18 protein-coding genes are annotated in these 19,866 nt (G+C 70.5%); 9 read left to right on the forward strand and 9 right to left on the reverse strand.

The annotated features are described in order from the left end of the window. Window positions 1-60: 60 nt before the first annotated feature. From E1288_RS36480 to E1288_RS36500, 5 genes are all read left to right on the forward strand, one after another. Window positions 61-1,233 (forward strand): acyl-CoA dehydrogenase family protein, encoded by a 1,173-nt coding sequence (locus E1288_RS36480; RefSeq protein ID WP_132493246.1) that lies wholly within the window; start codon window positions 61-63, stop codon window positions 1,231-1,233. Beyond that, the gene (locus E1288_RS36485; RefSeq protein ID WP_132493247.1) at window positions 1,230-2,375 is read left to right on the forward strand and encodes an acetyl-CoA acetyltransferase; all 1,146 of its coding nucleotides are present in this window, start codon (window positions 1,230-1,232) and stop codon (window positions 2,373-2,375) included. The genes E1288_RS36480 and E1288_RS36485 overlap by 4 nt, the downstream gene beginning before the upstream one ends. 3 nt (window positions 2,376-2,378) lie before the next feature. Then, window positions 2,379-2,816 carry a Zn-ribbon domain-containing OB-fold protein gene (locus E1288_RS36490; RefSeq protein WP_132493248.1) on the forward strand — a complete coding sequence of 146 codons (438 nt, stop codon included), beginning with the start codon at window positions 2,379-2,381 and terminating at the stop codon, window positions 2,814-2,816. After that, window positions 2,813-4,897: an acetate--CoA ligase family protein gene (locus E1288_RS36495; protein WP_132493249.1), complete on the forward strand. Its 2,085-nt coding sequence runs from the start codon at window positions 2,813-2,815 to the stop codon at window positions 4,895-4,897. The genes E1288_RS36490 and E1288_RS36495 overlap by 4 nt, the downstream gene beginning before the upstream one ends. A 135-nt stretch (window positions 4,898-5,032) precedes the next feature. Next, the gene (locus E1288_RS36500) at window positions 5,033-6,604 is read left to right on the forward strand and encodes an alkaline phosphatase D family protein (protein WP_132493250.1); all 1,572 of its coding nucleotides are present in this window, start codon (window positions 5,033-5,035) and stop codon (window positions 6,602-6,604) included. Window positions 6,605-6,662: 58 nt separating this feature from the next. Here the strand turns inward: E1288_RS36500 and E1288_RS36505 are convergent, their stop codons facing one another. Then, window positions 6,663-7,151: a SixA phosphatase family protein gene (locus E1288_RS36505; protein ID WP_132493251.1), complete on the reverse strand. Its 489-nt coding sequence runs from the start codon at window positions 7,149-7,151 to the stop codon at window positions 6,663-6,665. Window positions 7,152-7,326: 175 nt separating this feature from the next. Between E1288_RS36505 and E1288_RS36510 the strand changes: the two genes are divergently transcribed. Further along, window positions 7,327-9,003, forward strand: coding sequence for an acyl-CoA dehydrogenase family protein (locus E1288_RS36510; protein WP_132493252.1), 1,677 nt, complete (start codon window positions 7,327-7,329; stop codon window positions 9,001-9,003). Here the strand turns inward: E1288_RS36510 and E1288_RS36515 are convergent. The 4 genes from E1288_RS36515 to E1288_RS36530 all read right to left on the reverse strand — a co-directional run bounded on the left by E1288_RS36515 (window position 8,994) and on the right by E1288_RS36530 (window position 12,516). Then, window positions 8,994-10,955: a P-loop NTPase fold protein gene (locus E1288_RS36515; protein WP_165968447.1), complete on the reverse strand. Its 1,962-nt coding sequence runs from the start codon at window positions 10,953-10,955 to the stop codon at window positions 8,994-8,996. The genes E1288_RS36510 and E1288_RS36515 overlap by 10 nt on opposite strands. A 72-nt stretch (window positions 10,956-11,027) precedes the next feature. Then, window positions 11,028-11,564 (reverse strand): GNAT family N-acetyltransferase, encoded by a 537-nt coding sequence (locus tag E1288_RS36520; RefSeq protein ID WP_132493254.1) that lies wholly within the window; start codon window positions 11,562-11,564, stop codon window positions 11,028-11,030. After that, on the reverse strand, window positions 11,561-12,028 hold the full coding sequence (locus E1288_RS36525) for a GNAT family N-acetyltransferase (RefSeq protein ID WP_132493255.1): 468 nt from the start codon (window positions 12,026-12,028) through the stop codon (window positions 11,561-11,563). The genes E1288_RS36520 and E1288_RS36525 overlap by 4 nt, the downstream gene beginning before the upstream one ends. Beyond that, window positions 12,025-12,516 (reverse strand): GNAT family N-acetyltransferase, encoded by a 492-nt coding sequence (locus E1288_RS36530; protein WP_132493270.1) that lies wholly within the window; start codon window positions 12,514-12,516, stop codon window positions 12,025-12,027. Before E1288_RS36530 ends, E1288_RS36525 begins: the two co-directional genes overlap by 4 nt. A gap of 124 nt (window positions 12,517-12,640) precedes the next feature. Here E1288_RS36530 and E1288_RS36535 point away from each other — a divergent pair, with 124 nt between their 5' ends. Beyond that, window positions 12,641-13,405 carry an SDR family NAD(P)-dependent oxidoreductase gene (locus tag E1288_RS36535; protein ID WP_132493256.1) on the forward strand — a complete coding sequence of 255 codons (765 nt, stop codon included), beginning with the start codon at window positions 12,641-12,643 and terminating at the stop codon, window positions 13,403-13,405. A 52-nt stretch (window positions 13,406-13,457) separates the two neighbouring features. Here the strand turns inward: E1288_RS36535 and E1288_RS36540 are convergent, their stop codons facing one another. Then, the gene (locus E1288_RS36540) at window positions 13,458-14,858 is read right to left on the reverse strand and encodes an Nramp family divalent metal transporter (protein WP_132493257.1); all 1,401 of its coding nucleotides are present in this window, start codon (window positions 14,856-14,858) and stop codon (window positions 13,458-13,460) included. Between the two features lie 169 nt (window positions 14,859-15,027). On the opposite strand from E1288_RS36540, the gene E1288_RS36545 reads away from it, so the two are divergent. Next, entirely contained in the window at window positions 15,028-15,471 is a 444-nt protein-coding gene (locus tag E1288_RS36545) for a DUF4383 domain-containing protein (RefSeq protein ID WP_132493258.1), read from the forward strand. A gap of 72 nt (window positions 15,472-15,543) precedes the next feature. On the opposite strand, the gene E1288_RS36550 is transcribed toward E1288_RS36545, so the two are convergent. The 3 genes from E1288_RS36550 to E1288_RS36560 form a co-directional block, all read right to left on the reverse strand. Continuing rightward, window positions 15,544-15,762, reverse strand: a complete 219-nt coding sequence (locus E1288_RS36550) for a hypothetical protein (protein ID WP_132493259.1) — start codon at window positions 15,760-15,762, stop codon at window positions 15,544-15,546. A gap of 259 nt (window positions 15,763-16,021) precedes the next feature. Beyond that, complete coding sequence (locus E1288_RS36555; protein WP_165968448.1) at window positions 16,022-16,387, reverse strand: STAS domain-containing protein; 366 nt, start codon at window positions 16,385-16,387, stop codon at window positions 16,022-16,024. A 257-nt stretch (window positions 16,388-16,644) separates the two neighbouring features. Then, complete coding sequence (locus E1288_RS36560; protein WP_132493261.1) at window positions 16,645-17,220, reverse strand: GNAT family N-acetyltransferase; 576 nt, start codon at window positions 17,218-17,220, stop codon at window positions 16,645-16,647. Window positions 17,221-17,489: 269 nt separating this feature from the next. Here E1288_RS36560 and E1288_RS36565 point away from each other — a divergent pair, with 269 nt between their 5' ends. Further along, window positions 17,490-19,853 (forward strand): xanthine dehydrogenase family protein molybdopterin-binding subunit, encoded by a 2,364-nt coding sequence (locus E1288_RS36565; RefSeq protein WP_132493262.1) that lies wholly within the window; start codon window positions 17,490-17,492, stop codon window positions 19,851-19,853. The last annotated feature ends 13 nt before the right edge of the window (window positions 19,854-19,866 follow it).

The following is a 19,866-nucleotide window of genomic DNA, read 5'->3' on the forward strand; positions in this document are numbered from 1 at the left end:
GCGGTTCTAGAAAGTCTTCGCACCGCCGGGCAACGGGGCCCGAGTCGAAAGGACTTCGCGATGGTCGACTTCGCACTCGGCGAAGAGGAACGGCAGATCCGCGACACCGTCCGCAGCTTCATCACCAGGGAAGTGCGGCCGCTGGAGGAAGAGGTGCTGCGCAACGAGCGCGCCGGCAAGCCGTCGGTGGACCCGGACGTGCTGCGCGAGCTCCAGAAGAAGGCGAAGAAGGCCGGTTTCTGGGGCGTCAACACGCCCGAGGAGTACGGCGGGATGAACCTCGGCGCGGTCATGTCCGCGATCCTGGCGATGGAAACCGGCCGGACGTTCGTGCCGTTCACCTTCGGCGGCAGCGCCGACAACATCCTCTACGCCGGCGACGACGAGCAGCGCAAGCGGTACCTCGTGCCGACCATCGAGGGCGAGCGGAAGTCCTGCTTCGCCATCACCGAACCCGGCGCGGGCTCCGACGCCCGCAACATCCGCACCCGCGCGGTCCGCGATGGCGGCGACTGGGTGATCAACGGCGAGAAGACCTTCATCACGGGCGGCAACGAGGCCGACTTCGTGATGGTCTTCGCCGTCACCGACCCCGACGCGAGCGCCGACAACGGCGTGACGTGCTTCCTGGCCGACCGGGACATGGGCTGGAAGTCCGAACCCATCCCGACCATGGGCCAGTGGGGCCCGGCGTCGCTGGTGTTCGAGGACGTGCGGGTGCCGGCCGAGAACGTGCTCGGCGAGGTCGGCCGGGGCTTCCCGCTGGCGCTGCGCTGGATCGGCCAGGGCCGCTACATGATCCCGGCGCGGGCGATCGGCGCGGCGGAGCGGATGCTGCAGATGGCCATCGACCACGCCAAGATCCGCGAATCGATGGGCCGCCCGATCGCCGAGTACCAGGCGATCCAGTGGCAGATCGCGGACTCCCAGGTCGAGATCGAGTCCACCAAGTGGCTCACGCTGCACGCCGCGTGGCGGGTGCAGCAGGGCATGGACGCGCGGCACTGGTCGTCGATCGCCAAGCTGCACGGCGCGGGGATGGCCAACCAGGTCGTCGACCGGGTGCTGCAGATCCACGGCGGCATGGGCTACACCCGCGAGCTGCCGATCGAACGCTGGTACCGGGAGCTGCGGCTGCTGCGGATCTACGAGGGCACCGACGAGATCCAGCGCCGCACCATCGCCCGCAACCTGCTCAAAGGCCACGTCAAGCTGGGAGGGATCGCGGAGTGACACGCCGTCGCGCGGCCATCGTCGGGGTGGCCGAATCCGAGTTGGGCAAGACCCCGCACCTCACCGTGCTGTCCCAGCAGGCGCAGGCGACGAAGGCCGCGCTGACCGAGGCCGGCCTGCGGCGCGACGACGTCGACGGGCTGTTCGTCGCCGGCGGCTGGTCCTGGGCACCGGCGCTGGCCCTGGCCGAATACCTCGGCATGCGCCCGCGGTACCTGGACGGCACCAACATCGGTGGCTCGTCGTTCGAGGCGCACCTCGGCCACGCCACCGCGGCGATCGAGGCGGGCGTCATCGACGTCGCGGTGATCGCCTACGGCAGCACGCAGCGCAGCGACCGGTCCCGCAACCAGCCGCGCCCGGCGACCCTGACCGAGCAGTTCGAGCGGCCGTACGGGCTGCCCACGCCGGTCGGCGCCTACGCACTGGCGGCCAACCGGTACATGCACGAGCACGGGGTGACCAGCGAGCAGCTCGCCGAGGTCGCGGTGTCCACGAGGGAGTGGGCGCGGCTGAATCCCCAGGCGTACCACCGGGATCCGCTCACCGTGGACGAGGTACTGGCGTCGCCGATGATCTGCGAGCCGCTGCGCAAGCTGGACTGCTGCCTGGTCACCGACGGCGGCGGCGCGCTGGTCGTCGCGGCCGAGGACCGGTGGCCGGACCTGGCCACGCGGCCGGTGATCGTGCTCGGGCACGGCGAGGCGACCACGCACAACACCATCGCCAACATGCCCGACCTGACCGTCACCGGCGCCGCCCGGTCGGGCCCGGCGGCGCTGGAGATGGCCGGGGTCGGGCACGACGACATCGACGTGCTGGAGATCTACGACTCGTTCACCATCACCGTGCTGCTGACGCTGGAATCGCTCGGGTTCTGCAAGCCCGGCGAGGCTGGCGCGTTCGTCGCGGACGGCCGCACCGCGCCCGGCGGCGAGGCGCCGATGAACACCAACGGCGGCGGCCTGTCCTGCACGCATCCCGGGATGTACGGGATCTTCCTGCTGATCGAGGCGACCCGGCAGCTGCGCCACGACTTCGCCGGCACGCCGAGGCAGGTGGACGGCGCCGAGCTGGCGCTGGCCCACGGCACCGGCGGGGTGCTGTCGTCGACATCGACCATCGTGCTGGGAAGGGGCTGACCGATGGTGCAGATCATCCCGGACGCCGAGACGCGTCCGTTCTGGGACGGCATCGCCGCGGGCGAACTACGCCTCCAGCGGTGCGCGGACTGCGGAGCCGCCGTTTTCTACCCGCGCTCGGTGTGCCCGGGCTGCTTCGGCGACCGGCTCGACTGGTTCACCGCGAGCGGCCGCGGCACGGTCTATTCCTGGACGGTCGCGCACAAGGCGTTCGGCGAGTTCGCCGACCAGGCGCCGTTCACCGTCGCGCTCGTCGATCTGGACGAGGGCCCGCGGATGCTGACCCGGATCGTCGGCCCGCAGTTTCAATTGAAACTGCGGTCCCACGAGCCGGGCGCGGATGAGGGGCGGGTGCGCATCGGGGACCGGGTGGAGCTGGTGATCACCAGCCTCGGCGCGGACGGGCCCGAGCTGCCGTGCTTCCGGGTGGTGGCGCGATGAGCGCGGAAGCCGTGCGGGAGCTGTTCAACCCGCGGTCCATCGCCCTGGTCGGCGCCACCGACAAGTCCGGGTGGTCGCTGGCGACCTTCGACAACCTGCGCAACAACGGCTTCCCCGGCCCGGTGCACCTGGTCAACCCGCGCACCGAGGTCGTGCACGGCGAGCGCGCCCACCCGAGCCTGTCGGCGATTCCGGAGAAGGTCGACCTGGCGTACGTGATGGTTCCGACGCACGCGCTGCTGGACGTGCTGCGCGAGGGCGCGGAACTGGGCGTCCGCAGCTACGTGGTGCTCACCGCCGGGTTCGGCGAGACCGGCGCCGAGGGCCGCCGGCTGGAACGCGAGGTGGCCGAGTTCGCCCGCGAGCACGGCCTGATCCTGTTGGGGCCCAACGGGAACGGCTACATCAACGCGGCCGCCGGCAGCACCCCGTACGGCCTGCCGATCCCGGCGCCGCTGGTCAGCGGCCCGATCGGGGTCGTGCTGCAGAGCGGCGCGCTGGCCAGCGCGGTGCTGAACTTCGCGCAGGCCCGCAACGTCGGCATCAGCCTGCTCACCGCGATGGGCAACGAGACGGTGCTGTCGGTGACCGATGTGATCGACTACCTCGTCGACGACCCGGCGACCAAGGTCATCGCGCTGTTCCTGGAGCAGGTGCGCCACCCGGCCGAGTTCGCGCGGGTCGCCCGCCGGGCCGCGCAGGCCGGCAAGCCCATCGTGGCGCTGAAGATCGGGTCCAGCGAGATCGCCTCGCACACCGCGCAGGCGCACACCGGCGCGCTGGTCGGCGACGACGCGGTGGTCGACGCGGCGTTCCGGCAGCTCGGCGTGATCCGCGTGCGCTCGCTGGAGGACCTGCTCATCACGGCGGGGCTGCTGGCCGAGGTCGGGCGGCTGCCGGGGCGCCGCATCGGCGTCGTCACGCCGTCGGGCGGCGCGTCGGAGATCATCGCCGACCGCGCGGCGGAGGAGGGGCTCGAACTCCCCGAGTACGCCCCGGAGACCGTGGCGCGGCTGAAGGAGATCGTGCCGGAGTTCGCCACCGTGCAGAACCCGCTGGACGTGACCGGGTACGTGGTGGTCGACCGGACGCTGCTGGGCCGGGCGCTGGAGGTGGTGGCCGAGGACCCGGGCATCGACGCGGTCCTGCTGCTCGCCGACCTGCCGCGGGTGCCGCCGCCGAACCCGGAGCTGAGCATCGCGGCGTTCCGGGAGAACGCGCGCCGGATCCGCGAGTCGCCGCGCCCGGTGGCGGTGATCGGCAACGTGTGCGCCGACGTCAGCGAGTTCGGCCGGATGATCCAGGAGAAGTCGGGCTTCCCCTACGTGGCGGGCGGGATCGAGCACGGCATGACCGCGCTGGGCGCCGCGGCGCGCTGGTCCGAGGCCGCGTTGTCCCATGTGGACGATCCGGAGCCGCTGGACGTGCGCGGTTCCGGGATCTGGACCGAGCACCAGGCGGCGGCCCTGTTGTCCGCCAACGGGATCCCGGTGGTTCCCTCGGAGCCGGCGGCGGATGCGGATGCCGCGGTCGCTGCCGCCGAGCGGTTCGGCTACCCGGTGGTGCTCAAGGCGGTCGCCGACGGTTTGGGCCACAAGAGCGACATCGGCGGCGTCCGGCTCGGCCTGTCCGGCCCGGAGGACGTGCGCCGCGCGCATGAGGAAGTGTGCGCGACGCTGCGGGAATCCGGCGCGAGCGGGATCGGCGCGCTCGTGCAGCCGCAGCGCAGCGGCGGCGTGGAGCTGCTGGTCGGCGTCGTCCGCGACCCGTCGTGGGGGCTGACGATGGCCATCGGCCTCGGCGGGGTGTGGGTCGAGGTGCTGCGCGATTCGGCGCTGCGCCTGCTCCCGGTCGACCACGCCCAGGTCCGGCAGGCCCTCGGCGAACTGCGCGGCGCCGCGCTGCTCCAGGGCGCCCGCGGCTCGACCCCGGCCGACCTGGACGCGGTGGCCGACGTCGTGGTGCGCATCGGACGCCTCGCCCAGGCGCTCGGCGACGGCCTGGAATCCCTGGAGGTCAACCCGCTGCTGGTCGACGGCGACCGCGTCGAAGCCCTGGACGCGCTGGTGACCTGGCACTGACCCGGGCGGGCTGGCGGCCATATCCGGCCGCAGCTCGCCCGGCGTTCACCTCCGCGACGGCTGAACGCGGCTTGCCGGATGCTCCCGGTGCGCAAGATCGCTGCGTTGTCCAATTCGCGACAGATGGAGCGACGCATGTCAGGAAAGTTGAATCGCCGCACGGTGCTGGGTCTCGGCGGCGCGAGCGCGGCCGCGGTGCTGCTCGGCACGGGAGCGTGGAGCAGCGCGGCGGCCGACACCCGGCTGCGGGGCGGATACCCGTTCTCGCTGGGCGTCGCCTCTGGCGATCCGATGCCCGACGGCGTGGTGCTCTGGACGAGGCTGGCGCCGCAGCCGCTGGCCGCCGACGGTTCCGGTGGCATGCCGGACAAACCGGTGAAGGTGCGCTACGAGGTGGCCACCGACGAGCGGTTCCGCGACGTCGTGCGGCGCGGCGAGACCACCGCGACACCGGAGCTCGGCCACTCGGTGCACGCCGAGGTCGCCGGCCTGCAGCCGGGCCGCGAGTACTTCTACCGCTTCCGCGCCGGTGGCGAGCTCAGCCCGGTCGGCCGGACCAGGACCGCGCCCGCGAAGAGCGCCGCGCTGGCCTCGCTGTCCTTCGCCTTCGCCTCCTGCCAGCACTGGAAGGACGGCTTCTTCACCGCCTACCAGCACATGGCCGCCGAAGACCTCGACTTCGTCGTGCACCTCGGCGACTACCTCTACGAATACGACCAGACGAACAACAAGCGCGGCGTCGTGCTGGGCGACGAGTTCAAGTCGGAGACCGAGCGGCTCGACCGCTACCGGCTGCAGTACGCGCTGTTCAAGTCCGACCCGCACCTGCAGGCCGCGCACGCGGCGTTCCCGTGGATCGTCACGATGGACGACCACGAGGTGGACAACAACTGGGCCGACGAGCTCTCCCAGGACAACGACGATCCCGCGCTGTTCCTGCAGCGCCGGGCCGCGGCTTTCCAGGCGATGTACGAGAACCTGCCGCTACGCCGCACCGCGATGCCCAGCGGCCCGGACGTCCGCCTACACCGCAGGCTGAAGTTCGGGGACCTGGCCGACCTGACCATGATCGACACCCGCCAGTACCGCGACGACCAGCCCTGCGGCGACGGCTCGAAGTACGACTGCACCGACCGGCTGGACCCGAGCCGCACGATCCTCGGGGAGCAGCAGCGGGAATGGCTGCTGGACGGCTTCTCCAAGAACCGGTCGCGGTGGCAGATCCTCGGCAACCAGGCGCCGATGGGCGAGACCGACCTCGACGCCGGCCCGGCGAAGAAGCTGTTCATGGACCCGTGGGACGGCTACGTGGCGGAGCGCAACGCGGTGCTGGCGGGCGCGGCCCACCGCGGGGTGCGCAACCTGGTGGTGATCACCGGCGACCGGCACCAGAACTACGCCTGGGACCTCAAGCGCGACTTCGAGGACCCGGGCTCGCCCACGGTGGCCAGCGAGTTCGTCGGCACCTCGATCAGCAGCGGCGGCGACGGCGCGGACATCACCGACGAGGGCCGCACGATGCTCGCGGCGAACCCGCACATGAAGTTCTTCAACGCCCAGCGCGGCTACGTTCGCTGCACGCTGACGCCGGAGCTGTGGCGCAGCGACTACCGGGTGGTCCCGTTCATCTCGCGACCCGACGCCCCGATCTCGACCCGGGCCAGCTACGTCGTCGAGGACACCCGCCCCGGGGTCCAGCCCGCCTGACCCGGTCGTGAGTGCGAAACAGGGCTGGAGCCCGGTTTCGCACTCACGAGCGGTGGGCCTAGCCGCGAGGCTTGGCGTAGGTCGCGGCGCTCGCCCAGGATTCCGCGATCTCCGACCACTCCGCGGCGCTGGACAGCAGCGCGATCGCCGCGGTCTTGAGCTCCGCCGGTTCGCCGGTGAGCAGCGCCGTCAGGTCTTCCAGCCCCGGGTTGTGGCCGACCACCACCGCGGTCATGACCGAGGGCGGGATCTCGCGGATGACGGCCAGCAGCTCGCGGGCCGAGGCCGCGTAGATCCGGTCGTCGTGCTTGAGCACCGGCTCCGCCGGGATCTCCTGGGCCGCCAGGTCCCACGTCCGCCGGGCGCGCACGGCGGGGGAGCAGAGCGCGATCTCGACCGCCGCGGCGTGCTCGCGCAGCCACCGGCCGACGGCCGGCGCGTCGCGGAGGCCCCGCTCGGTCAGCGGCCGGTCGAAGTCGTCGACGTCGTCCGGCCAGGCCGACTTCGCGTGCCGGATCAGCACCAGTTTCCGTTGCACCTCGGTCATGTCGCGCCGCCCACCTGCTCGCCGGGATTCCTGCTCCCCACGGTAGAGGCCGAGCCGACCCGCTGCCGCACCCGGCGCGCTTCCGCATCGCGGAACGCATTGAGTCGCCGGGAGTCTCAGCGCGGCGCCGATTCCGTATTGGACAGCCCCGCGGCCCGGTGGAAACGTGCTGGGCATGAACTTCGCCGACCTCGATCCCGCCCTGCGCCCGCTGCTGGCCCGCTACGTCGACCAGATGGACCGCGTCGAGCCACTCCTGCGCGACGTCGGCGAGGTGGCCGCCGGCGAGCTGGACCGGCTGGCCGCGGTCGCCGAGGTCAACCCGCCGCGGCTGCGCCAGTACGACGCCGCGGGCGACCGCGTCGACGAGGTCGTCTACCACCCGGCGTACGCCGAGATGTCGCGGCTGGCGTTCGAGCGGTTCGGCTTCGCCGCGATGTCGCACCGCCCGGGCGTGCACGGCTGGCCGACCAAGATCCCGCACGTGGTCAAGTACGCCCTGTCGTACGTGTTCGTGCAGTCCGAGTTCGGGCTGTTCTGCCCGGTTTCGATGACCGACTCGGCGGCCCGGGTGCTGCGCAGGTTCGGCGACGCGGAGGTCTTCGAGCGCGAGATCGACGGGCTGAGCTCGCCCCGGTTCGACTCGCTGCTGACCGGCGCGATGTTCATGACCGAGAAGCAGGGCGGCAGCGACGTCGGCCAGACCTCGACGGAGGCCACCCCGAACGGGTCGCATTGGACGCTGCGCGGTCAGAAGTGGTTCGCCTCCAACGTGAACGCGGACGTGATCCTGACGCTGGCCCGGGTTCCCGGCGGGCCGGCGGGCACCAAGGGGCTCGGGTTGTTCATGGTGCCGAGGCTGCGCCCGGACGGCAGCCGGAACACCTACCGGATCGACCGGCTCAAGGACAAGCTCGGCACCCGCTCGATGGCCAGCGGCGAGGTGACGCTGGAGGACTGCTACGCGCTGCCGGTCGGCGACCTCTCGCGCGGCTTCGTGCAGATGGCGGAGATGGTCAACGTGTCGCGGCTGTCCAACGCGATGCGCGCGGTGGCGCTGATGCGGCGCGCGCTGCACGAGTCGATCGTCCACACGCGACAGCGGGTGGCGTTCGGCAAACCGCTGTTCGACCAGCCGCTGATGCGGCGAACGCTGCTGCCGATGATGCTGCACACCGAGGCGGGCCTCGGGTTCGTGCTGGAGGCGGCGGCGACGCTGGACCGGGCGGACGCGGGGGACGCCGACGCGAGCCGGCTGATCCGGGTGCTCACGCCGCTGGGCAAGCACCACCTGTGCAAGCTGGCGCGCGAGGTGACCGGCGAGGCGATGGAGATCCGGGGTGGCAACGGCTACATCGAGGACTGGGTCAACCCGCGCCTGCTGCGAGACGCGCACCTGGGCTCGATCTGGGAAGGCTCCAGCAACGTGATCGCGCTGGACGTCCTGCGCTGCATCCGCAAGGACAACGCCCACGAACTCCTGGCGGACTCGGCGCAGCAGCGCCTGGAACGCATCGCGGACGCGGACGTCAAAGCAGCGGCCGAGCAACTCCTCACCGAGGTGGAGGGGTTGCGAACCCTGGGCAAGGCCCTGTTGTCGGAATCCGACGAGTACGCCCAGGCGATGTGCGGCGACTTCACGATGCTGGCGGCGTGCACGACGATGGCATCTCTGCTGTTCGAGCAGGCGGACCACGAAGCCAGGAGTGGCCGGGGATACCGGAAGCTGTTGGTGGCGAAGACATATCTCCACCACGCGATGCGCGGAACGGACCCGGTCCCGGAAGCCCTCCGCTGGCTCTCGGAACTCGCCGACGGAGGCGACGTCCCCGCCGAAGCGGCTCAGTCCTGAGCGGAGTCGTGGCCGTCCGTGCGGTCGGCCACGAAACGCTCGATCCAGGACATGAGCTCGCGCGGATCGGCGGTGACGCCCAGCGCTCCGAGCTCCTCGGCGCGCTTGACGCGGGACGGGGTGACCCTGCTGGTGTAGAAGATGGCGGGGCCGTCGTAGATCCCGTCGGATCGCAGCGCGGCGAGGTCGTCCAGTCCCGCGTTCGGGTCGCCGTCGCGGGTGATGTCCGAGATCAGCAGGTCGGGTTCGAACCGGCGGAGGTTGTCCTTCAAGGATTCCGGGTCGTTCGTCCGGAGGACCCGGATGCCTCGGCGGTCTGCGTCGGCGATCAGGTCGAGCTTCGCGTCGCCCAGCAGGTCGGGTTTGAATGAGTCATCGACCCACAGCACTCGGAGACCGGGGGAGGCGTCGGTCTCTTCCGGTGCGGGGACTCGCACGAGGTCGATGCCCTGGCGGAGCAGATCGTGCAGGCTTCGCGGGTCGTGGTGGTGCCGCAGTTCGTCCACCAAGCGCCACAGGTCGTGCCGCGAAGCCCAGGACTCCGGCGAGATGAGGGCGTCGAGGCTTTCCGTCGGCCGGTTCAGGAGGAATGCTTGCGGGAACTCGTCGTCGGTGAGCAGGCTGGGCAACGAGAAGCTGCCGCGGCGGCCCTGCTGCAGGTACCTCCGCAGTTCGTCGAAGTCCGCCTCCTGGGCGAGCTCGCCGATCAGCGACACGAAGTCCGGGTTCGCCGCCAGTTCGGGGAAGAAGACGGGCAGTTCCTGCTCGACCCTGTCCAATGAGGACAGGAGCACGTCGTGGTCCGCGCGGGCGGGCGGCGGCGCCACCTGGTGGTTGGTGAAGAACTCGTCGTCACCGGGATGGTTGCCCGCCTTGCAGTGCTCGCGAACCGAGGTGTAGGCCAGGAATTCCGAAACGATGTCCCGGTCACCGGTGCCGGTCAGGCTCCGGTAGAACTCGGGGTAGAAGTGCTGCAGCAGGATGACGCGGACCAGCGCGGAGGCGCCGAAGCGCTGCCAGTCCCGGTTCAGGTGGTATTCGAGGACGAAGCTGTTGATCAGCCGTTTGATCCGGCGCGGATTCCGCCTGGTGCGCTGGGCGATCAGCGCGGTCACGCCGTCGCCGAACAGCTCCTTCGTGCCGGACCGGCCGGCGAAGCCGTCGATCAGCCGCCGCACGCTTTCCTGGTCGGGTGCGGGCGTGCGGTAGTAGACCTGCACGATCTTCTCCAGGTGCCCCAGCGCATGCCCGGCCGAGCCACCGGATTCCTGCATGTTGCGGGCCAGGACCGCCTGGTCGCAGCCGATGACGAACACCAGCCCCGGCACGTCCAGGTACAGCTTGATCGCCTCGCACACCGCCAGCACCACGTCGCCGGAGCAGCGGTCGAGGTCGTCGATGAACACCACGAGCTGACGACCGTCCGAGTCCCCGCCGTCCGCCCAGTCCTTGGCCATGTCGTGCACGACGTCGCGGATTTCGTTGCGCGACTTGGCATCGACCGACAGCTGCCGCCACAGTTCATCGACCAGCCGGTGCACCCCGAAGAACCTGAGCACGACCTTGAGCAGCAGCCGGACGAACCGCACGGCCCGGCGCCGCTTCGCCAGCCGGTGGTAGGCCCGCCGCACGATGTTGCGGTCGAAGGTCAGCAGCACCGACTTGATCAGCACTTCCAGCGCGTCGGCGCCGGACGTCCAGGCGTTGAACCAGGCCGTCGGGGTGCCCCGCTCCTCCAACCGCGCCCGCATCAGCCGCATCAGGCTGCTCTTGCCCATGCCCCACCCGGCGTCGATGGCGACCGTGAACGGGGTGGAGACGTGGGAGTCGGAGATGAGCTCGACCAGCGCGCGTGCCGTGGCCGCGGCGTCGAGCAGGTCGTCCTCGCCGGTTTCCACCGGTTGGTCGTTGAGCACCACGAACCGCGTGGTCACCGCCTCGGTCAACGCCACCTCCGGTTCCGCCAGACGTCGAGGAGTATCGCAGCTCGTCGGCGCGCGGATCCGGAAAACGATCGAGGTCGGTCAGCCCGTCGTCCGGTCGAGGGTCAGGCGCCAGGTGCGTTCTCCGTCGTGCCACTGGTCCGTTGGTCGCAGGCCCGCCGCCGTTGCCACCGCCGTCGATGCGTGGTGGTCCGGGTGGATGTGGGCGAGGACCGCGCGCACCGGTTTCCGGCGGAGCCAGTCCACCAGGCCTCGCGCCGCTTCCGTCGCGATGCCCCGCTGCTGCCAGTCCGTGCCCACGATCCAGGCGATCTCGGCGATCGGTCCCGGGTAGGCCGGGCTCAGCGTCGCCTGCACCGTGCCGACGAGGCTCGCCTCGCCGGACAGCCGGATCACCCAGTTGCACCAGGACATCTCGGGATCCGGTGGGCCGGCGAGCATCCGCTCGTAGCGGGTCCGCAGCTCCTCCGGGGTGAGCGGGGCGCCGCCGATGAAGGCGTACAGCTCCGGGTCCGCCAGCACGCTCGCCATCTCCGCGGCGTGGTCGATGCGCAGGGGCATCAGGTCGAGCCGCTCGGTCCGGATCACCTGCGGCCGGATGCCGCCCGCCGAGCTCATCGCAGGCTCTTGCGGAAGTGGATCAGCTCGTAGTGCCCCGCCGGGCTCCGGTGGGTCTCCACGTAGCCCATGCTCCGGTAGAGCCGCAGGTTCGCGGTGCTGTGCTCGCCGGTGAACAGCTCGATCGCCTCGACCTGCGCCGGGAGGTTCCGCTCGACGTGCAGCACCATGCCGGTGCCGAGGCCGTGGCCCTGCCGGTCGGGCGCGACCATCAGCCGACCCAGCTCCGCCGTCGCCCCGTTGAGCTCCACGCGAACCGACGCGACCAGCCGCCCCGCCTCGCGGCAGCCCCACGCCAGGCACGACGGCCGGGCGAGGTCGGCGCGCACGTCGTCGAGGGTCTGCATCAGCGGCGGCAGCCGGACGTCGTCGTGGGCCTGCGCCTCGGTCACGTACGCCGCGCGTTGCAACGTCAGCACTTCGCCGGCGTCCGCGACCGTCAGGCGCTCGATTTGCCCGCTCAAGACAGCTTCTTCTCGAACCAGTGCTCGGCGTACTTGTCGTTGTTGTAGGCCGGGATCTCGGCGAAGCCGTTCTTGGCGTAGAGGTTGCGGGCCTCCACGAGATCGTCGCGGGTGTCCAGGCGGATCGAGCGGAACCCCAGCTCCTTCGCGTGCCGCTCGACGGCGGCCAGCAGCCCGGTGCCGACGCCAAGGCCGCGGGCCTGTCGCCGGACGTACATCCGCTTGAGCTCCGCGATGCCGGGTTCCATCGGGCGGATCCCGACGCAGCCGAACGGTTCCGCGCCGCGGGCCACCAGGAACACGCCTTCCGGCGGGTGCAGGCCGTCGTTGGGATCTTCCGCGATCGCCTCGTCGACCTCGGCCGCGGTGGCGGGGCGCCCGTAGTAGCGGCCGGCGATTTCGTCGATGTACTCGCGCAGCAGCGCGACGACCACGGGTTCGTCCACGCCGACCGGCTCGACGGTCCAGTGCTGGTTCACGTCATGCATTCTCACCGGCCTGTCCACCGGATATAGGCCGGGCCTTCGGTTCCGTTCGCGAACCGGACTTTGACCGGCGTCGAGGGGCGTGCTTTGAATGGGCCGAGCACACCGGTGTGGAAAGGATCTGCGCATGCGCCTGGAAGGTATTTCGGCGGCGGTGACCGGCGGGGCGTCCGGTCTCGGCCTTGCCACCACCCAGAAGCTGGTCAAGGCGGGGGCCAAGGTCACCATCATCGACCTGCCGACGTCGCAGGGCGCGGAGGTCGCCAAGGAACTCGGCGACGCCGCGCGCTTCGCGGCCGCCGACATCACCGACGAGCAGCAGTTCGCCGCGGCCCTCGACGTCGCGGACGAGGTCGGGCCGCTGCGCGCGCTGGTGCACTGCGCCGGGCGCGGGGCCCGTATCCGGCTGGTGGAGAAGGACGGCCAGCCCGGCGCGCTGGAGCCCTTCGAGGACGTCATCCAGCTGAACCTGGTCGGCTCCTACAACGCGCTGCGGCTCGGCGCGGCGCGGATGGCGAAGCACGACGCCGTCGACGACGAGCGCGGCGCGATCGTGCTGACCGCGTCGGTGGCGGCGTTCGACGGGCAGATCGGGCAGATCGCCTACACCGCGTCGAAGGCGGCGATCGTCGGCATGACGCTGTGCTCGGCGCGCGACCTGGCGAGCAAGGCGATCCGGGTGTGCACCATCGCGCCGGGCATCATGGACACCCCGCTGCTGGGGCGGCTGCGCGAGGACGTGCGCAAGTCGCTGGAGGACTCGGTGCCGAACCCGAAGCGCCTCGGCGAGCCGGCCGAGTTCGGCGCGCTGGCCTGCCACATCGTGGAGAACCCGTACCTCAACGGCGAGACGATCCGCCTGGACGGCGCCATCCGCATGGCCCCCCGCTGATCCGCGACGTGCTGAAGGGCACCTCCCGCCGGGAGGTGCCCTTCAGCATTCGTCAGTCGAAGGAGACCCCGAAGACGCTGAGGAGGCTGTAGACGCCCAGCAGGCTGATCGCGATGCTGCTGATCACCAGCAGGGCGTTGAAGGCCTTCGAGCCGTGCAGGCGCTTGTCGACCTGGGTGTTGCGCAGGTACCAGGTCGCGACCACCACCGCCGGCAGGAAGATGCCGGTCATGATGCCGCCGATCTGCACCATCACCACCGGCGAGTTGACGAACAGGTAGGCCGCGCCCCACAGGATCGGCAGCGCCACCGTGAAGCCGCGGATCCATTTCTGCCGGGAGCGGGCGTTCTGCCAGTCCATCACGCCCAGCTCCGCCAGGACGTTGACGTACATCCGGGACCAGCTCGGGATCGAGGCCCACAGGGTGGAGCCGAGCACCGCGATCGCGCCGATGAGGAACGCCACGGCCGCCCACTCGCCGATGACGTCGGTGTACATCTGCGACAGCGTGGTGATCATCTCGTTGCCCTCGAGCACCAGGCCCTGCGGGTTCAGCACCGAGGCGCCCATGATGTAGAACGCCAGGGTGCTGAAGGTGTAGATCACCCAGGACAGGAAGACGTCCTTGTACATCACCTTGATCCAGCCCTGGGCGCGGTTCTGCCACGCCTCGCTGCCGTCGTTCGGGCCGACCCAGCGCGCGTAGCCCTTCTCCACGCACCAGTAGGTGTAGAAGGTGATCTCGTCGGCGCCGACGCCGGTGATGCCGAACATCGCCACGGCGGCGCCAATCGCCCCGGCGGGGATGGTGAAGGTGAGTCCGCTGAGCAGGTCGCCGCCGCTGTAGCCGAACGGCGTGAACGGCAGGCCGAGCGCGATCACCACGGTGGCCACCGAGAACACCGCTACGAGCGCGAAGGCGCCGCGTTCGATCAGGTTGTAGTTGTTGGAGTACAGCAGCGCGATGCTGCCGGCGACGATGATGATCGTCCACACCGTGAGCGAGGTGGCGCCGAGCGGTTCGCCGCCGACCGGGATCAGCATGCTCATCGCGACCGCGGTGCCGCCGACGATGCCGCCGACCTGCAGCAGCTTCGACAGCGCCATGAGCATCCACAGCAGGTTGATCCAGCCGACCCGGCCGATCCTCGGCGGAACCTGGTTGAACCCGGTGAGCGCGGGCTTGCCGGTGATGATCGTCCAGCGGGCGAGCTCTGCCTGCACCGCCACCTTGACGGCGGTGGACAGGATCACCATCCACAGCAGGGCGAAACCTACTTCCGCGCCGAGCGCGGTGGTGGCGATGAGCTCGCCGGAACCGACGATCGAGGCGCTCACGATCAGGCCGGGGCCGAGGTAGCGGAGGCTGGACTTCCAGCCCTTGGGGGGTTCCTTGACGCCGTCCGCGGTGAGAACGTACGGATCGTCGCCGCTCGCGACCGATGTTCCCATCGGGCACTCCCTTGTGCTCGGAATTTCACAGTTGTGAAGCTGGATTTGTGGATGTGAAAACTACAGTCGCGAACGGGGCCGGTCAACGGACTGGGAAGCACGGTTCGACGCAGGTTTTCGATCGCCCCGCGACGGGCATTCGGGAGGCGAGTGCGTCCGGAGGTGCCAGATGGTTTCCCGTTCGCGATGGCAGCGCCCGCTGACACGCTGGCAGTTGCTGCTGGGCGCGGAAGGCCTGTTGCTGATCCTGCTCGGCCTGCTGGGACTGGTGAACGCCGGGTGGCAGGCGGGAGGCGCCACGGTGCTGGTGGTCTTCCACCTCAACACCGCGCACAGCGTTCTGCTGCTGATCGCCGGTGCGCTGGCGCTGGTCGCCGCGCCGTGGCGGCGCGGGGTGGCGCTGTTCGCGGCGGTGCAGATGGTCGGCGGCGTGATGCTGTTCGTCTACGGCACCGCGGAAAGCACTGCGGGGGAAGGGAGAACGCCGTTCCTCTTGCACCCGGCCGAGAACTTCCTGCACGCGGGCCTGGCCGTGCTCGGCTTCATCATCCTGTGCGGCGTGGAATCGACGCCGCGCCCGGTCCGGCCGCGCCGCATGGTCCCCCGGCATTGAGGCGGTAGGTATTGACCACATCCGGGACCGCACCGGCCGCTTCGGGCGGACGCCTGGCGTGCGGGCCCGCTGTCAGAGGTTTTCAGCAGAGGGGTCGATGGCCGGTTCCATCGACACTGCCAACACGGTGTTGATCTCGTGGCGCAGTTCGTCCTCGGTGTCGAACCCGACGTTCACGTCGGCATGACCCGGCAAGCTGTAAGTGAGCCGCCAGGCCCCGCCGACCGTCCGGGTGACCGATAGCCGCGCCTCGAAGTCCTGCGGCCCGTACCGGATCACGAAACCGTCCATTTCGGTACCTTCGTCCTTCTCGCCTCAGCATGCGAATGCCGCAGGTTGGAAGCACAGGGCATTACGACCTCGGGCCGGTGAGGTGGTGCCCCGCCGGACGCCGAGTCGATCGGGCGTCGCGTGGGCGGGGAACGCAGCAGCGAAAGCGCTCGAACGGCGACCGAAGGCTTCTCGCGTTGACGTGTTCGGTGGTGAGTCCGTCGAGCACTCGTTGAAGCTTTGGCGAGCCGCCTCGTTGTTGTTCAGAACGTCTGATGGTTCAGGCCGTGCGAAGGGCCGGGCTGGACCTGTCCAGCCCGCCTGCGCGCAACGCTCGTTCGACGGCGGTGGAACCGCCGGCCACTATGAACTCCACGTCCCGGTGGGGCGCGTAGGCGAGGGCGGCGGTGATCAGTTCCAACCCCGCCACGCCCAGGAAGGTCACGCCACTGAGGTCCAGCACAACGGTCGACAGCTTGGTCAGCAGCCGAGGCCACAGCAGGGCGGCCACTCGTGGGGCCGTTGCGGTATCGATTTCGCCGGTCGCGGTCAGCACGACCACGTCGTGGCTGGGATAGCTGAGGCGGAGCCGAAGAGCGGATTCGAACTCGATGGTTTCCGAGTGCAGGCCAGGCGACGTTGGCACGGGCCTTTCAGCGGGGGCGAGAAGAGGTCCCGGGCGTCGCAGGGCACGCACGGGCGTTCGGATGGTCATGGATTGATCCAATCCAAGCCGAACAGGATGGTCGGTCGGCTCGCTAGAGCTGTGAGGAGAGCGGCCCTGCGTCGTGTCAACGGGTGACGTGGTGGGAGCAGCCCTGTCGATTGCAGGAGCAACCAGTTCAGCCAGCTACCTGCAACCCTACGCTTCCGGGACCGGAAAAAGCGGAAAGCTACCGTCGGTCACTGCGCGCCGTAGCCAGGCGGCAGGTCCGCACGCGGCGCCAACCGGTCCAGGTCCGCCGGCCGAAGCCGGTAGAGCTCCACGGTCTGCCCGAAGTACTTGTCGGTCTTCCCGGCCCATTCCATGCCGTTGTCCCGCACCGTCTCCGCAGCCTGGACGTTGTCCGGCCGGACCACCGCGAAGAGCTCATCGACCTCGTGCTCGAACGCCCACCGAACCAGCGCGAACATCGCCTCACCGGTGTAACCCCGTTCCCAGAGTTCCGGATGCACGTGCCATCCCACTTCGAGGTCCTGATTGCCCGGCGGCAGCGGCAGCAGGGACGCACCACCAATCACACGGTCATCCTCGCGTCGCTGGATGCACCAACGTCCCACGGGCGGGATGGCTCTGACGTCCTCGGCGATCCACTGCCGCAACAACAGGCGCATGGCCACGATGTCGGGAACCGTCTCCATGATCGGGCTCAGCCACCGCGTCACCTCGGCGTTGCCGTACACGTCGAGCGCCGCTTCTGCGTCCTCGATGCGCCAGGGCCGCAGGAGCAACCTGTCCGTGACCAGCTGCCGAGCCATGCTGCCAGGATAGCCGCCCATTCCAGGGCCAATGCAGTCTTCGCGGGCACCGCCCAGTCCGCGCAGAGCCGGGGTGCTCGCCGGAACCTGGATAGCAGCAGGGAAACAAGAGGCTGTTCGCCATGGCGGACCATCCGGCGCGGTCGGTCGGTCCCGGTGCCGCCAGGTTCCGGACGGAGCGGGAATTTCCGGCGGGTGATCGGCGTTGGGCTCCGACCGCAACCGGATTTCCGGTGCTTGTCGGCGACGGGACGGATAGGGTTTCGAACATGGTGGGTTCATTGCTGGGGACCGAAGTCCAACGGGTCGAGGACCCGGAACTGCTCCGCGGTCGGGGCACCTACGTCGGCAACCTCGAACTGGCGGGCATGCTGCACCTCGGGTTCGTCCGCTCGCCGCTCGCGCACGCGCGGCTGGGCAATGTGGACGTCACCGCGGCCGCCGCCGCGCCGGGCGTCGTCGCGGCCTTCACGGCGGCCGACCTGGACGTGCCGATTCCGCCGCCGTTCATCGAGCTCAACGCGCAGTGCGCGCGGCCGCCGCTGGCCACCGACCGGGTCCGGTTCGTCGGCGAAGCCGTCGCCGTGGTCGTCGGCGAGAGCGCCGCGGCGGTCGCCGACGCGATCGAGCTGGTCGACGTCGACTACGACCCGCTGCCCGCCGTCGCCGACCCGGAGCAGGCCCTGGCCCCCGAGGCGGAGCAGCAGTTCCCGGAGCTGGGTTCGAACGTGGCCGCCGGATATCGCGACGCGGTCGGGGCGGACGTGCTGGCCGAGGCGGACGTCGTGGTCCGCGCCCGCATCGAGAACCAGCGCGTCGCGGTGGTTCCGTTGGAGGGCAACGCGATCGCGGTGCAGCCGGGCAGCCCGGACGAGGAGTACGACGCCACGGTGCACGTCTCGACGCAGATGCCGCACGGCCTGCGGGACGGGGTGGCCAAGGCGTTCGGCTGGGAGCCGGAGCGGGTGCGGGTGATCTCCCCGCACGTCGGCGGTGGGTTCGGCGGCAAGGCCGGGGTGATCCCCGAGCACGCGGTGGCGGTCGCGGTCGCCAACCGCCTGGGGCGGCCGGTCCGGTGGATCGAGACGCGCTCGGAGAACATGCAGGCGATGCCGCACGGCCGGGCGCAGGTGCAGTTCGCGGAGCTGGGCCTCAAGCGCGACGGCACGATCGTCGGCCTGCGCTGCCGCGTGATCGGCGACTCCGGTGCCTACGCGGGCTGGGGCGGCATCCTGGCCATGGGCTCGACGCGCATGATGGCACAGGGCGTCTACCAGATCCCGAAGATCAGCTACGACGCCGTCGCCGCGATGACCAACACCACGCCGACCGGCGCGTTCCGCGGCGCGGGGCGGCCGGAGGCCGCAGCGATGCTGGAGCGGATGATGGACCTGGCCGCGGCCGAACTGGACGTGGACCCGGTCGCGTTGCGGCGCAAGAACTTCCTCGTGCCGGAGTCCTTCCCGTACAAGACGGTGGTCGGCGCCAACTACGACAGCGGCGACTACGAGCTGCCCTTCGACGAGGCCCTGCGGCTGGCCAACTACGACGCGCTGCGCGCCGAGCAGGCCCGGCGCATCGCGGCCGGTGAGAAGGTGCTGCTGGGCATCGGCGTGGCCGCGTACGTGGAGATCACCGGCGGCGGCTCGGGCGAGTACGCCGAGGTCGAGGTGCACGAGGACGGCGCCCGGATCAAGGTCGGCACGTCCGCGCACGGGCAGGGGCACGCGACCTCGTTCGCCATGATCGTCTCCGACACGCTGGGCATCCCGATGGAGTCGATCGAGTTCGTGCAGTCCGACACGGCGCAGGTGCCGCGCGGCGGCGGCACGGGCGGGTCCCGGTCGCTGCAGATCGCGGGCAGCGCGGTGCAGGAGGCCGGCACCACGGTGCTGCAGAAGGCCAAGGAGCTCGCGGCGTCCCGGCTGGAGGCGTCCGTCGACGACATCCAGGTGACCGACGGCGGCGAGCTCGGCGTGGCCGGGGTGCCGAGCGCGACGATCGCGTGGGCGGAGCTCGCCCGCGCCGCCGCCGGCGACGGCGACCGGCTGGCCGCGAACGTCGACTTCGCGCCCGGTGGCGCGACTTTCCCGTTCGGCGCGCACGTGTCGGTGGTGGAGGTGGACACCGAGACCGGGTTCGTCCGGCCGCTGCGGCACGTCGCGGTGGACGACTGCGGCCGGGTGCTCAACCCGATGCTCGTGCGCGGCCAGCAGCACGGCGGCGCGGCGCAGGGCATCGCGCAGGCGCTGTGGGAGCAGGTGACCTTCGACGCCGAGGGCAACCCGGAGACCGGCACCCTTGCCGACTACACGATCCCGTCGGCGGCGGACCTGCCGTCCTTCGAGGTGTCGAACACCGAGACCCCGAGCCCGCACAACCCGTTGGGCGCCAAGGGAATCGGTGAGTCCGCCACCATCGGCTCGACCCCGGCGGTGCAGAACGCCGTGGTGGACGCGCTCAAGCACCTCGGGGTCCGGCACATCGACATGCCGACCACCCCGGAGCGGGTGTGGCGGGCGATCGAGGCCGGCGCGTCCGCGACGCACTGGCAGGAGCCGCCGGCGGCGTTCGAGGCGCTGCCGCTGCGTCCGGACGACGCCCCGGACGACGCCGACGAGGCCGTCGCCTGATCAGGTTCGAGGG

Source organism: Saccharopolyspora elongata, from assembly GCF_004348985.1.
In the GTDB taxonomy this organism is placed as follows: Bacteria; Actinomycetota; Actinomycetes; order Mycobacteriales; family Pseudonocardiaceae; genus Saccharopolyspora; species Saccharopolyspora elongata.

Coding starts and splice junctions, on each gene's coding strand:
- E1288_RS36480 (WP_132493246.1), top strand. CDS start 61: ATGGTCGACTTCGCACTCGGCGAAGAGGAACGGCAGATCCGCGACACC.
- E1288_RS36490 (WP_132493248.1), top strand. CDS start 2,379: ATGGTGCAGATCATCCCGGACGCCGAGACGCGTCCGTTCTGGGACGGC.
- E1288_RS36495 (WP_132493249.1), top strand. CDS start 2,813: ATGAGCGCGGAAGCCGTGCGGGAGCTGTTCAACCCGCGGTCCATCGCC.
- E1288_RS36500 (WP_132493250.1), top strand. CDS start 5,033: ATGTCAGGAAAGTTGAATCGCCGCACGGTGCTGGGTCTCGGCGGCGCG.
- E1288_RS36505 (WP_132493251.1), bottom strand. CDS start 7,151: ATGACCGAGGTGCAACGGAAACTGGTGCTGATCCGGCACGCGAAGTCG.
- E1288_RS36510 (WP_132493252.1), top strand. CDS start 7,327: ATGAACTTCGCCGACCTCGATCCCGCCCTGCGCCCGCTGCTGGCCCGC.
- E1288_RS36520 (WP_132493254.1), bottom strand. CDS start 11,564: ATGAGCTCGGCGGGCGGCATCCGGCCGCAGGTGATCCGGACCGAGCGG.
- E1288_RS36530 (WP_132493270.1), bottom strand. CDS start 12,516: ATGCATGACGTGAACCAGCACTGGACCGTCGAGCCGGTCGGCGTGGAC.
- E1288_RS36535 (WP_132493256.1), top strand. CDS start 12,641: ATGCGCCTGGAAGGTATTTCGGCGGCGGTGACCGGCGGGGCGTCCGGT.
- E1288_RS36540 (WP_132493257.1), bottom strand. CDS start 14,858: ATGGGAACATCGGTCGCGAGCGGCGACGATCCGTACGTTCTCACCGCG.
- E1288_RS36545 (WP_132493258.1), top strand. CDS start 15,028: ATGGTTTCCCGTTCGCGATGGCAGCGCCCGCTGACACGCTGGCAGTTG.
- E1288_RS36550 (WP_132493259.1), bottom strand. CDS start 15,762: ATGGACGGTTTCGTGATCCGGTACGGGCCGCAGGACTTCGAGGCGCGG.
- E1288_RS36560 (WP_132493261.1), bottom strand. CDS start 17,220: ATGGCTCGGCAGCTGGTCACGGACAGGTTGCTCCTGCGGCCCTGGCGC.
- E1288_RS36565 (WP_132493262.1), top strand. CDS start 17,490: ATGGTGGGTTCATTGCTGGGGACCGAAGTCCAACGGGTCGAGGACCCG.